Origin of the sequence: Brevundimonas sp. (genome assembly GCF_018608325.1) — a bacterium.
GTDB lineage: Bacteria > Pseudomonadota > Alphaproteobacteria > Caulobacterales > Caulobacteraceae > Brevundimonas.
The window spans coordinates 1-11994 of record NZ_JABAZW010000063.1; the positions used below are offsets into that span (position 1 = coordinate 1).

At 66.2% G+C, this 11994-nt stretch carries 13 protein-coding genes and 1 tRNA gene; 7 read left to right on the plus strand and 7 right to left on the minus strand.

All coding sequences use genetic code 11. From position 1 onward, the window contains the following. Both QZ281_RS06735 and QZ281_RS06740 read left to right on the plus strand, forming a co-directional pair. The coding region (locus tag QZ281_RS06735) for an FxLYD domain-containing protein (protein WP_292226287.1) at positions 1-717 on the plus strand (717 nt) is incomplete at its 5' end. A gap of 18 nt (positions 718-735) precedes the next feature. Continuing rightward, a complete protein-coding gene (locus tag QZ281_RS06740; RefSeq protein ID WP_292226291.1) occupies positions 736-1269 on the plus strand; it encodes a phosphoribosyltransferase family protein in 534 nt (177 codons plus the stop codon). A gap of 96 nt (positions 1270-1365) precedes the next feature. Here QZ281_RS06740 and lysA read toward each other — a convergent pair whose 3' ends face one another. The 3 genes from lysA to argH are packed head-to-tail and all read right to left on the minus strand — an operon-like array spanning position 1366 to position 4247. Next, entirely contained in the window at positions 1366-2640 is a 1275-nt protein-coding gene (gene lysA / locus QZ281_RS06745; protein WP_292226293.1) for a diaminopimelate decarboxylase, read from the minus strand. Between the two features lie 3 nt (positions 2641-2643). Beyond that, the gene (locus QZ281_RS06750; RefSeq protein WP_292226296.1) at positions 2644-2886 is read right to left on the minus strand and encodes a hypothetical protein; all 243 of its coding nucleotides are present in this window, start codon (positions 2884-2886) and stop codon (positions 2644-2646) included. Continuing rightward, the gene (argH, locus tag QZ281_RS06755) at positions 2883-4247 is read right to left on the minus strand and encodes an argininosuccinate lyase (protein ID WP_292226321.1); all 1365 of its coding nucleotides are present in this window, start codon (positions 4245-4247) and stop codon (positions 2883-2885) included. Before argH ends, QZ281_RS06750 begins: the two co-directional genes overlap by 4 nt. A 73-nt stretch (positions 4248-4320) precedes the next feature. On the opposite strand from argH, the gene QZ281_RS06760 reads away from it, so the two are divergent. Further along, entirely contained in the window at positions 4321-5001 is a 681-nt protein-coding gene (locus QZ281_RS06760; RefSeq protein WP_292226298.1) for a TlpA disulfide reductase family protein, read from the plus strand. 11 nt (positions 5002-5012) lie between these two features. Here QZ281_RS06760 and QZ281_RS06765 read toward each other — a convergent pair whose 3' ends face one another. The 3 genes from QZ281_RS06765 to QZ281_RS06775 all read right to left on the minus strand — a co-directional run bounded on the left by QZ281_RS06765 (position 5013) and on the right by QZ281_RS06775 (position 6082). Next, complete coding sequence (locus QZ281_RS06765; protein ID WP_292226301.1) at positions 5013-5321, minus strand: hypothetical protein; 309 nt, start codon at positions 5319-5321, stop codon at positions 5013-5015. Positions 5322-5389: 68 nt separating this feature from the next. Further along, positions 5390-5968 carry an NUDIX hydrolase gene (locus tag QZ281_RS06770; RefSeq protein WP_292226304.1) on the minus strand — a complete coding sequence of 193 codons (579 nt, stop codon included), beginning with the start codon at positions 5966-5968 and terminating at the stop codon, positions 5390-5392. A gap of 37 nt (positions 5969-6005) precedes the next feature. Further along, positions 6006-6082: transfer RNA gene (locus tag QZ281_RS06775), tRNA-Met, on the minus strand. A gap of 195 nt (positions 6083-6277) precedes the next feature. On the opposite strand from QZ281_RS06775, the gene QZ281_RS06780 reads away from it, so the two are divergent. The 4 genes from QZ281_RS06780 (at position 6278) to QZ281_RS06795 (ending at position 11461) form a co-directional block, all read left to right on the plus strand. Then, entirely contained in the window at positions 6278-7513 is a 1236-nt protein-coding gene (locus tag QZ281_RS06780) for a PQQ-dependent sugar dehydrogenase (protein WP_292226307.1), read from the plus strand. 56 nt (positions 7514-7569) lie between these two features. Then, a complete protein-coding gene (locus QZ281_RS06785; RefSeq protein WP_292226310.1) occupies positions 7570-7791 on the plus strand; it encodes a hypothetical protein in 222 nt (73 codons plus the stop codon). 254 nt (positions 7792-8045) lie between these two features. Beyond that, complete coding sequence (locus QZ281_RS06790; RefSeq protein WP_292226312.1) at positions 8046-9251, plus strand: acetyl-CoA C-acetyltransferase; 1206 nt, start codon at positions 8046-8048, stop codon at positions 9249-9251. 17 nt (positions 9252-9268) lie between these two features. Continuing rightward, positions 9269-11461, plus strand: coding sequence for a 3-hydroxyacyl-CoA dehydrogenase NAD-binding domain-containing protein (locus tag QZ281_RS06795; RefSeq protein WP_292226315.1), 2193 nt, complete (start codon positions 9269-9271; stop codon positions 11459-11461). A 112-nt stretch (positions 11462-11573) separates the two neighbouring features. Here the strand turns inward: QZ281_RS06795 and QZ281_RS06800 are convergent. Continuing rightward, positions 11574-11994: aldo/keto reductase (locus QZ281_RS06800; protein WP_292226318.1), on the minus strand; the 421-nt coding region annotated here is incomplete at its 5' end.

An 11994-nucleotide genomic window follows, 5' to 3' on the forward strand; every position in this document is an offset into this window, starting at 1 on the left:
GAGCAGCAGCGCCGTCTGCGCCGCGCCGCCACCCATGGGGCCGTCTGGGCCGGACTGGCCAGCGTCTTCGCCGCCCTGATCATTTCGGCCTTCCTGTTCCGTGTGGAGGTGGTCGAGATCTTCCCGCGCGCCGCCGCCGCCTACGCCAATGTCGGCGTGCCGGTGAACGCCGTCGGTCTGGATTTCGAGGCCCTGACCGCCAAGGATGTGCCCAGCAGTCCCGGCATGGTGGTGGTGTCCGGCGCCCTGCGGAATGTCCGTGATCGGGAAATCGTCGCACCGCCCGTGCGTGTCTCCCTGCTGGACGAAAACGGAGCCGAGATCGGCTTCCAGGTGATTCAGATCGACGCCGCGCCGGTCCTGCCCGGCAAGGTTCAGGGTTTTGCAGCTGTCATTCCTGACCCGGCAGGGGCGACCGCCGACATCGGCGTGGACTTCGCCGCTGTCTCCCCTGCGCCCAAGGCCCGACCGAATCAGCCTGCGTCGCAACGGCAGGCGGACGCCAATGGGCTGTCGGTCGTATCGCGCGCGCCCGTGCTGAACGCAGACGCCTCGCGCGGACCGCCCCCCGCCGTTCCGGCTGAGGCGGCCCCGGCGCCCGGATCGGCGGCGGCCAACGGCCTGCGTTCGGCGACGGCTCCGGGTGTCGGCGGCCTGAGCGTGGCGGCGCCGGTTGAGGCCAAACCGCTTCGCACGGTGGACATGGGCCACGGCTAGGCGTTATCGCCTCGCATCATGGCAGAAACCTCCCCGACGCCGACCGTTCTCCTGTCCGAGGACGACATCGCCCGCATCGTCGCCGAACTGGCGGCCCGCATCGCCCCGGTCATCGACGACGACACGGTCGCCGCCGTGCTGCTGACCGGCGGTCTGTGGTTCGCCGCCGACCTGACCCGCGCCCTGTCGCGCGTCGGCCGCAATGTCCGCTTCGACGCCCTGTGGCTGTCATCCTATGGCGACGACAAGACCAGCCGCGGCCAGATCAACGTCTATGCGCCCTTCCAGCGTCCGATCGCCGGGCGCCGGGTGCTGATCCTGGATGATGTGTTCGACACCGGCCTGTCGCTGGCCGAGGCGGTGCGGATCGCCAGGGAGGGCGGGGCGTCAGAGGTTCTGACCTGCGTCTTCGCCCGCAAGCCCTGGCCCAAGCCCCGCGCGCCCGAGCCTGACTTCGTCGGCTGGGAAGCGCCGAACCGGTTCCTGGTCGGCTATGGGCTGGACCACGCAGGATCGCTGCGCGGCCTGCCCGACATCTGCGCGATGGATTGATTTCGAGTGGCGAGTGGCGAGTATTCAGTGGCGAGAGAAGGCTGTTGAAGTCCGCGCCTCAGTCTCGTTACTCGCCACTCATCACTCGCCACACGATTAGAGCCAGTCCGCGAAGGGCTCGCGGTCCAGCATTTCCTCATAGGTCGGGCGGGCGCGGATGATCGCCCATTTGTCGCCGTCGACCAGAACTTCCGGCACCAGCGGGCGGCTGTTGTATTCGCTAGCCATGACCGCGCCATAGGCGCCTGCGCCGGTCATGACGACCAGATCCTCGGCCTCAAGTGGCGGCAGGGAACGGTCGCGGGCGAAGGTGTCGCCGGTTTCGCAGACCGGTCCGACGACGTCGTAATCCTGGGCGTCGCCTGCGCGTGGGTTCACAGGCACGATGTCGTGGAAGGCGTCATAGAGGGCCGGACGCATCAGGTCGTTCATCGCGGCGTCCAGCACCAGGAAGCGTCGACCGTCCGAACGTTCGTTGACCTGAACCACCTGGGACAGCAGGACGCCTGCATTGGCGGCCAGCAGACGACCCGGCTCGAACGCCGCCTCGACCTCAAGGCCTTCCAGAACACGTGCGGCCATGGCCATGTATTCGGCGGGCGAAGGTGGGTTCACGCCGCCCGAATAGGGCACGCCCAGACCGCCGCCCAGATCAAGCCGGGTCACGGCATGGCCGTCTGCGCGCAGCTTGTGGGTCATCTCCGCCAGCACCCGGAAGGCGGCTTCCAACGGGGTCAGGTCGGTGATCTGGCTGCCGATATGGCAGGCCAGGCCTACGGGCGTGACGTGGGGCGAGGCCGAGGCGCGGGCGTACAGTTGATACGCCTCCTCGACCGGCACGCCGAACTTGTCGCCCTTGCCGCCGGTGGTGATCTTGGCGTGGCCACCTGCGCCGATGTTCGGATTGACGCGCACGGCGATGGCCGGGCTGGCGTTCATCATGGCGGCGACCTGAATCAGGCGATCCAGTTCCGCGCCGGATTCAATATTGATCTGACGCACGCCGACAGCGATGGCGAAGGCCAGTTCGGGATCGGTCTTGCCCACGCCGGAGAAGATGATCCGCTCGGCTGGAATGCCCGCTGCCAGCGCGCGACGGATTTCACCCTCCGACACCGTGTCCGCGCCGGAGCCCAGCTTGGCCAGGGTCGCCAGCACCGACAGGTTGGAGTTGGCCTTGACCGCAAAGGCGATCAGGGCCTCGCCCAGCGCGTCCGTATGGGCGTCTGCGGCGGTGCGCAGCAGGCCGTAATGACGCTTCAGCGTGGCGGTCGAATAGACATAGACGGGCGTCCCCACCTCGTCGGCCAGGGTGTCCAGCGGCACGCCCTCGGCATGCAGGGCGCCGTCCTTGAGATCAAAATGGTGCAAGGTTTAACGCGGATCGTTCTGTGCGGCGCCGGCGCCGATCGGGTTGGAGGGGCCGCCGTCGATGGGCATGCTGCTGGAGGGGCGATTGACGGTGGCGGGCTCGGGCAGATGACCGGCCCAGCGATCACGCGTGGCGCGCTCGGGCGCGGGACGTGGCGATTCCAGATCGGCCATACGGCCGCAGGCGGACGCCATCAGGGCCAGGGCGCCTACGGCGATCAGGCTGGTCTTGCGGGCAAGGGTCACAGGCGGTTCCTCCAGTCGGAGATGCGCGCGCGGACCTGTTCCGGCGCGGTTCCCCCATAGCTTTGGCGGCTCTGGCACGAGGCCTCGGCGGTCAGCACCTTGTAGACTGCTTCGGTGACGCCCGGCTCCAGTTTCTGCAGTTCGGCCAGCGGCAGTTGCGACAGGTCCACGCCCAGCGCCTCGGCCTGTTTGACAGCGGCGCCGGTGACGTGGTGCGCCTTGCGGAACGGCAGGTTCAGTTCGCGCACCAGCCAGTCGGCCAGATCGGTGGCGGTCGAGAAGCCTGCGCCTGCGGCGGCGGCCATACGCTCGGTGTTGGGACGCAGCGCCGCGACCATGGCGGTCATGGCGTTCAGGGCCAGGTCCAGGGCGTCAAAGGCCTCGAACACCGGCGGCTTGTCCTCCTGCATATCCTTGGAATAGGCCAGCGGCAGGCCCTTCATCACCGTGGACAGGGCCACCAGCGAACCCATGATTCGGCCCGTCTTGGCGCGCACCAGTTCAGCGGCGTCGGGGTTGCGCTTCTGCGGCATGATCGACGAGCCGGTGGTCAGGTCGTCGGGCAGGGTGGCGAAACCGAACATCGGCGTCATCCAGACCACGATCTCTTCGGCCAGACGCGACAGGTGGCCAGCCGTGATCGAGGCGGCGGCCAGACTTTCCAGCGCGAAATCGCGGTCCGACACGGCGTCCAGGCTGTTGGCCATCGGGCGTTCGAAGCCCAGTTCCTGCGCCGTCATGTGACGATCGATGGGGAAGGGCGAACCGGCCAGGGCCGCGGCGCCCAACGGGCTTTCGTTCATACGGGCGCGGGCGTCGGCGAAGCGACCTGCGTCACGGCCGAACATCTCGACATAGGCCATCAGGTGATGGCCCAGCGTCACCGGCTGGGCGGTCTGAAGATGGGTGAAGCCCGGCATCAGGTCGCCCGCGTGCTGTTCGGCGCGGTCCAGCAGGGCGGCCTGCAGGCCTTTCAACTGGGCGACGGAGCGGTCGCAGGCGTCGCGGACCCACAGGCGGAAGTCCAGCGCCACCTGATCGTTACGGCTGCGGGCCGTGTGCAGGCGCCCCGACGGTTCGCCGATCAGCTCATTCAGACGGGCCTCCACATTCATGTGGATGTCCTCGAACTGGTCGCGGAAGGGGAATGTGCCGTCCAGAATTTCGGATTCGATGGCGTCCAGTCCACCCAGAATGGCGTTGGCGTCGGCCTGTTGCAGGATGCCCTGTTTGGCCAGCATCCGGCAGTGGGCGCGCGAACCGGCCAGATCCTGACGCCACAGGCGCTGGTCGACGCCGATGGAGACGTTGATCGCCTGCATGATCTCGGCGGGGCGCGACGAAAAGCGACCCCCCCACATGTCTTGACCCGCAGGCCGGACCGGCGCAGTCGATCCGCCTTGTTGTTTGGCGTCGGCAGAGGTGGATTCAGTCATGAGCGGCTCGAGAAAGGCGATCTGGGCAGGCATCGGCGCGATCGTGCTGATCAGCACGGTCGCCGGCGCCTGGGGAATGGCGATGTCGCTATACGCCAATCATCGGCAGGACACGCAAGCCTCTGAGGCCGCAAAGACGGCAGAAGCACCGAAAAGCGAGCTGTCGCGCTATGCCGTGGGGCCTTTGGCGGCGCTTCAGACGCCTGCCGAGCTGAAACCGGCGCCCGAATATATGTTCCGCGACCGCAATGGCACGGCGGTGCGGTTCGACGCCTTCCGGGGCAAGGTGGTGGTGGTCAATCTGTGGGCCATGTGGTGCGCCCCCTGCCGCGAGGAGATGCCGACCCTGGCGGCTCTGGCCAAGACCTATCGGGCGGATACGGACCTGATCGTCCTGCCGATCAATGTTGATGCGACGCCGGACGCGGTGACGCAGGCCAAGGGCTTCATGGCCGACCATACGCCTCTGCCCTTCTACAGCGACATGCGTTTCCAGCTGCCGTTCGAGTTTCCGGGCAAGGGCGCAATGCCCAGCACCATCTTCCTGGACCGTGAGGGGCGTATTCGCGCCGTCTTCTCGGGCGGAACGGATTGGGACAGCGCCGAGGCGCACGCCCTGATCGACGCCCTTCTGGCCGAAGGGCGTCCGGCGGGGGGCGTCGAGGCGCCCGCCGCCTGAACACAGCCTCTTTAGTGTTTGGCGGGCACGCGCTGGTCGGTTGCGGGATCAACCGCGCCGGGTTTGCCTTCGGCGGCGGCCTTGGCCTGGTTGTCTTCCAGCTTGTCGGCGACCTTGCCAGCGCCGGTTTCAACGGCCTGCGCCGCCTTCATGGCGCCGGACTCGACCACTTCACCCGCCTGAGCGGCGGCGGATTTGGTTTCGGCGGCAGCCGTATGAGCCTGGCTTTCGGCCTTGTTCTGTTCTGCCTGGGTGCAGGCGGCCGCGCCCAGGGTCAGGGCGGCGAGCGCCGCAATCGTGGCGGGGGTGCGCAGGGGCATTTTGGTATCTCCGTGCGGGACTTTAGTCTGCGGCGGATAACGCGGTGCGGCGATCCCGGTTGCGCGCCTCAGATTTCAGCGTCGAACAGGTCCGGTCTGCGCAGGCGCAGGTGCAGCGTCAGGGCCAGGGTCTTCAGGTCCTGCAACTCACCCGCATCGGCCTGACGCGCCAACTCGGCCAGAGGCAGTTCGACCACTTCTATATTCTCATGCTCCGAGGCCAGGCCGCCGCCCTCGGCGACACGATCGGCCTGTCCATACTGGCCCAGATAGAGGCTGATGCGTTCGGTCGAGACGCCGGGGCAGGAGAAAGTCACGCCCAGCGGCTCCAGTTCGGTGGTCCGCGCGCCGACTTCCTCCATGGCTTCACGCCGACCGGCGGTGGCAGCGTCCTCGCCCGAATCGATCAGACCGGCAGGGGCTTCCAGCAGACGGGGTTCATCGGCGCCCGCCACCAGCGGCCCATTGCGCAACTGGCGCACCAGAAGGGCGACGCGCCGTTCCGGGTCATAGGGCAGGACGGCGACAGCCGCGCCATGATCTTCGACCTCGCGCGCCAGACGCACGCCGTCGTCCAGTTCGATGGTCGCCCGATAAAGGGTGGACCAGCCTTTATAGAGGATGTCGGTAGCGATCAGTTTGGCCATGCGGCGCGACTTAGCACGAATGGCGAAAAGGGGGAGGTGGTGGTTGGAGGCGGGATCGAACCGCCGACCTGTGGGTTATGAATCCACCGCTCTAACCATCTGAGCTACCCAACCAAGGGTCCCACCGCCGGATCGGTCCGCGCGGAAGAGGCGTGCCTATATCGCCGCCGCGCGTCCGGTTCAAGTCGTGTTGCGCGCCATTGTGCGGCGATTGAGCGCAAGACGTGCAGGATCGGGAACGCTAACCCTGAAGCTTCAGTTTTCAGACCAATCTGAAAATCCCGCCTAAACCCCGTCTGGAGCCCTGTCATGCGCCTGATCGCCGTCGCCGCCTCGACCTCTCTGCTTGTCCTCGCCGCCGCCTGCGGCGCCAATGGCGAATCGTCCGGGGCTCCGGTCCAGACGGGCGCGCCGCTGGAGACGCGTCCCGCCAGTAATCCTGACCAGAAACCGGCCTTCGCCGGTCAGACCCGCGCGCCCGGCGTGGTGACCCAGGCGCGGCTGACGCATACGGTGGTGGCCGAGGGGCTGCAGAATCCGTGGGGTCTGGCCCTGTTGCCGGACGGACGCTGGCTGGTGACGGAAAAGCCCGGGCGTCTGCGCGTCGTGACGGCTGAGGGTCAGATCAGCGACCCGGTTCAGGGTCTGCCTGCTGTTGATGCGCGCGGTCAGGGCGGCCTTCTGGATGTCATCACCAGTCCGACCTTCGGGCAGGACCGTTTGATCTACTGGAGCTATGCCGAGCCGCGTCAGGGTGGAAATGGCACGGCAGTGGCGCGCGGGCGGCTGTCGGACGATCTGAGCCGGGTCGAGAACGTCCAGGTTATCTTCCGCGTCCAGCCCACCTATGACGGCGACAAGCATTTCGGTTCGTCCCTGGCCTTTGCGCCCGATGGCACGCTTTTCATCACTGTGGGCGAACGCTCCGACAAGCCGATGCGGCCGCAGGCGCAGGATCTGGGCTCGCACCTGGGCAAGACGATCCGCATCAACGCCGACGGCTCGGTGCCGCAGGACAATCCGTTTGTCGGACAGGCGGGCGCGCGGCCTGAAATCTGGAGCTTTGGCCACCGTAACGCGCAAGGCGTCGCCATCCAGCCCGGCACAGGCGCGGTCTGGACCGTGGAGCATGGGGCTCAGGGCGGCGACGAGGTTAATCTGGACAAGGCGGGTCTGAGCTACGGCTGGCCGGACGCCGCCTACGGCGTGGAATATGGGGGCGGCGCGATCGGTGAGGGCGCGACCCAGCATCCGGGCGCCGAACAGCCGGTCTATTATTGGGACCCGGTCATCGCGCCGGGCGGGGCGACCTTCTATGAGGGGGCGATGTTCCCGGGCTGGAACGGCAATCTGCTGGTTGCGGGCCTGAGAGAGAAACACATCGCCCGTCTGGTGATCCAGAACGACCGCGTCGTGGGTGAGGAACGCCTGCTGAGCGATCTGGGCGAGCGCATCCGTGACGTGGCCGTGGGGCCGGACGGATCTGTCTGGGCAATCTCGGATGAACGGAACGGCAAGCTGGTCAGGCTGTCTCTGGCGCAGTAATCTGGCGCCGCCGGGGGGTGTTGGAACGCATCGCGTTTCAGGAAGCAGGAGCAGCCATGCGTATTCTTATTGTGTCCGCCATGATCGCCTTACCCTTGCTGGCGGCGTGCGGCACCACCGGCGGCGTCAGTCAGTACCAGAAAGACATGAACGCGCTGGAGAAGACCTGCACCGAACGTCAGGGCATCCTGACGCCGACGGGACTTCAGACCGGGCGTCCAGAAACGGAATATGCCTGCACCATCACCGGCGGCGCTTCGCGTATTCCGTCGCGTTGACGGATCCCGTTCGGATGCGAGGTCGGCGCTCCTGCTGAATGGGCGCTGATCCCCCATTCCGTGCGCGCCGCCGACGCGGCGTTTTTCATCACGAACAAGTCAGGCCTCCGCGCGTTTTGCTGCGGAGGCTTTTTTACGTGCCGGGCGGACGGGGCATGGCGCCGCATCACATGGCTTATTACTTGACGTTGACGTAAACGTAGGGTTCTTGGCGTGCGAGCTTAGACCCGTCCATTCATTGGAGACGCATCCTCATGGCTGACGCCTATATCTATGACGCCGTCCGCACCCCGCGCGGCAAAGGCAAGAAGGACGGCTCGCTGCACGAGATCACCGGCCTTTCGCTGGCCGCTCAGGTCCTGGAAGCCCTGCGTGATCGCAACGATCTGGACACCTCCAAGGTGGACGACGTGATCCTGGGCTGCGTCACCCCGGTGGGTGAGCTGGGCGCCGACATCGCCCGCACCGCCGTCCTGACCGCAGGCTGGTCGCAATATACGGCGGGCGTTCAGGTCAACCGCTTCTGCGCCTCGGGTCTGGAAGCCGTGAACATGGCCACCGCCAAGGTGAAGTCCGGCGAGGCTGATTTCGCCGTCGGCGGCGGCGTCGAGGTCATGAGCCGCGTGCCGATGGGTTCGGACATGGGCGCCTGGCCGACCGATCCGTCCTCGGCCTTCCCGACCTATTTCGTGCCGCAGGGCGTGTCGGCGGACATGATCGCCACGAAATACGGCTTCAGCCGCGCCGACGTCGACGCCTATTCGGTGGAAAGCCACAAGCGCGCCGCCAAGGCCTGGGCCGAAGGCCGCTTCAAGAACTCGGTCATCGCGGTCAAGGACCAGCTGGGCCTGACCATTCTGGACCGCGACGAAACCGTGCGTCCGAACTCGGACATGCAGTCGCTGGGCGCACTGAACCCGTCCTTCGCCATGATGGGCGAGATGGCCTTCGACGGCGTGATCGGCCAGCGTTACCCCGAGGTCGAGCGCGTCAACCACGTCCACACCCCCGGCAACTCGTCGGGCATCGTCGATGGTTCGGCGGGCGTGCTGATCGGTTCGCTGGAAGCCGGCAAGGCCCTGGGCCTGAAGCCGCGCGCCAAGATCCTGGGCGGCGCCTCGATCGGCTCGGAGCCGTCGATCATGCTGACCGGTCCTGAGTATGTGACCCGCAAACTGCTGGGCAAGCTGGGCATGACGCCCGACGACATCGACCTGTGGGAGCTGAACGAAGCCTTTGCGGCCGTCGTCCTGCGCTACATGCAGGCCCTGAACATCGACCACGCCAAGATGAACGTGAACGGCGGCGGCATCTCGATGGGCCACCCGCTGGGCGCCACCGGCGCCATGATCACCGGCATCGCCCTGGACGAGCTGGAACGCTCGAACAAGTCGACCGCTCTGGTCACCCTCTGCATCGGCGGCGGCATGGGCACCGCCACCGTCATCGAACGCGTCTGATCCGGGAGCGATAGACTATGGAAAACTTCAAGATCGACGTCGACGCAGACGGTATCGCGCTCGTCACCTTCGACGTGCCGGGCCGTTCGATGAACACCCTGACCAGCTCGGTCATGGCGGAAATCCCGCAACTGGTCGAACGCATCAAGACCGACGACGCCATCAAGGGCGCGGTCCTGACCTCGGGCAAGGCTTCGGGCTTCTGCGCAGGCGCGGACCTGGGCGATATGGCTGGCGGCGTCCTGTCGGGCGGCGGCGACCTGCAAAAGGCGTTTGACGCTGGCTGGAAGCTGAACGGCGCCTTCCGTGCGCTGGAAACCCTGGGCAAGCCCATCGCTACGGCCATCAATGGTCTGGCGCTCGGCGGCGGCCTGGAGTTCACTCTGGCGACCCACTACCGCGTGGTCGAGAACGACAACAAGATTCAGCTCGGCCTGCCCGAGATCAAGGTCGGCCTGTTCCCCGGCGGCGGCGGCACCCAGCGCCTGACGCGCCTGATCGGCGTGCAGAACGCCATGATGGCCATGAGCGAAGGCAAGTCCTTCCGCCCCAACGACGCCAAGGGCGCAGGCATCGTCCACGAAGTCGTTGAAAAAGGTCAGTCGGTCGAGGCCGCCAAGGCCTGGATCAAGGGCGGCGGCAAGGCTGTGCAGCCGTGGGACGAAAAGTCCTTCAAACTGCCCGGCGGCGGCCCCTTCCATCCGGCGGGCATCCAGAACTTCATGGTCGGCAACGCCATGCTGCGCAAACAGTCCTACGGCAACTATCCGGCCGTGGTGAACCTGATGAAGGCCGTGTTCGAAGGCGCCCAGGTGCCGATCGACGCCGCCCTGCGCATCGAGACCCGCTACTTCATCAAGACCCTGATGACGCCGCAGGCCCAGGCCATGATCCGTTCGCTGTTCCTGTCCAAGCAGGAACTGGACAAGGGCGCGGTGCGTCCGGCGGGCGTGCCCAAGTCGGACCCCAAGAAGGTCACCGTCATCGGTGCGGGCATGATGGGCGCAGGCATCGCCTATGTTCAGGTCATGGCCGGCATCGAAACCGTGCTGATCGACCAGAGCCAGGAAGCCGCCGACAAGGGCAAGGCCCACGTCGAGGAACTGCTGAAGAAGCGCCTGTCGCGCGGTCAGATGACCCAGGACAAGTACGACGCCACCCTGGCCCTGGTCACGGCGACGACGGACTATGACCTGATCAAGGGTTCCGATCTGGTGGTCGAGGCCGTGTTCGAAAGCCGCGAGATCAAGGCCGACGTGACCAAGCGCGCCGAGGCGCAACTGGCTGAGGGCGCCGTCTTCGGCTCCAACACCTCGACCCTGCCGATCACCGGCCTGGCCGAAGCCTCGGTTCGCCCGGAAGACTTCATCGGCATCCACTTCTTCTCGCCTGTCGACAAGATGATGCTGGTCGAGATCATCCTGGGTGAAAAGACCGGCGACGCCGCCATCGCCAAGGCGCTGGACTATGTGCTGAAGATCAAGAAGACGCCGATCGTCGTCAACGACAGCCGCGGCTTCTACACCTCGCGCTGCTTCTCCACCTTCCTGATGGAAGGCATGGCGCTGCTGGAAGAGGGTTACGGCCCGGCCCTGATCGACAATATCGGCCGCATGACCGGAATGCCGCGCGGTCCGCTGGAAATGCACGACGACGTGGCGCTGGACCTCAGCTACAAGATCGCCAAACAGACCCGCGAAGACCTGGGCGACAAATATGTCCCCAACGAAGGCGAGAAGATCGTCGCCACCATGGTCGAGGGCGGACGGTACGGCCGCAAGAACGGCAAGGGCTTCTACGACTACGACACCAAGCCCAAGACGATCTGGGCGGGTCTGTCCGAGCTGGCGCCGACCACCAAGGGCATCGACAAGCCCGAGGAGCCGACCGCCTTTGCCCAGATCGACGAGCTGAAGACGCGCCTGCTGTATCGTCAGGCCGTCGAAGTGGCCCGTTGCTGGGAAGAGGGCGTCATCGACGACCCGCGTGAGGCCGATCTGGGCGCCATCCTGGGTTGGGGCTTCGCGCCCTGGACGGGCGGTCCGATCAGCTTCATCGACGGCATCGGTCTGGCCAAGTTCGTCGAGACGGCGGACCGTCTGGCCGCCGCCTACGGCGACCGCTTCAAGGTCCCGCAGCTGCTGCGCGACATGGCCGCCAAGAACGAGACCTTCTACGGCAAGTTCGCGCCGGAGAAGAAGGCGGCCTGATCGCTGCCTGAAGACTGAAAATGCAAAGGGCCGGGAGCAATCCCGGCCCTTTTCTGTTGCCTGAACTCCGTCATCCTCGGGTCAAGCCCGAGGATGACGGCGGTGTGGGGCGTCAGATCATCTCCAGCGGGGTTTCCTGCGTTGGCGGGGGGAAAGCCTGATCCAGCCGTTCCAGATCCTCCAGATCGAACTGGATCTCCAGCGCGTCCGCATTGGCCTCGACGTGCTCCACGTTGCTGGCCTTGGGAATGGCGATGATCCCGTCATTCCTCAGCACAGCGGCCAGAGCGACCTGAGCGGGCGAGGCGCTGTGGCGATCAGCGATGTCCACGATCAGCGGATGCTCCAGCAGGCCGCCCCGACCCAGCGGCGAATAGGCCATCATCGGCATGTCGCGTGACTGCATCCACGGCAGCAGGTCGAACTCCACCCCGCGCGCGCCCAGATTATAGAGCAGCTGGTTGGAGGCGCAGTCCTCCTGACGTGCCCCTGAGAATTTCCTCCACGCGGAGCTAGAGTCCGGCCCTTGAAAG

Excerpts from the sequence above, each read along its gene's own strand:
- QZ281_RS06765 (WP_292226301.1), bottom strand. The coding sequence starts at position 5,321 with ATGCCCCTGCGCACCCCCGCCACGATTGCGGCGCTCGCCGCCCTGACC.
- QZ281_RS06795 (WP_292226315.1), top strand. The coding sequence starts at position 9,269 with ATGGAAAACTTCAAGATCGACGTCGACGCAGACGGTATCGCGCTCGTC.
- QZ281_RS06785 (WP_292226310.1), top strand. The coding sequence starts at position 7,570 with ATGCGTATTCTTATTGTGTCCGCCATGATCGCCTTACCCTTGCTGGCG.
- QZ281_RS06740 (WP_292226291.1), top strand. The coding sequence starts at position 736 with ATGGCAGAAACCTCCCCGACGCCGACCGTTCTCCTGTCCGAGGACGAC.
- QZ281_RS06770 (WP_292226304.1), bottom strand. The coding sequence starts at position 5,968 with ATGGCCAAACTGATCGCTACCGACATCCTCTATAAAGGCTGGTCCACC.
- QZ281_RS06760 (WP_292226298.1), top strand. The coding sequence starts at position 4,321 with ATGAGCGGCTCGAGAAAGGCGATCTGGGCAGGCATCGGCGCGATCGTG.
- QZ281_RS06790 (WP_292226312.1), top strand. The coding sequence starts at position 8,046 with ATGGCTGACGCCTATATCTATGACGCCGTCCGCACCCCGCGCGGCAAA.
- QZ281_RS06780 (WP_292226307.1), top strand. The coding sequence starts at position 6,278 with ATGCGCCTGATCGCCGTCGCCGCCTCGACCTCTCTGCTTGTCCTCGCC.
- argH (WP_292226321.1), bottom strand. The coding sequence starts at position 4,247 with ATGTGGGGGGGTCGCTTTTCGTCGCGCCCCGCCGAGATCATGCAGGCG.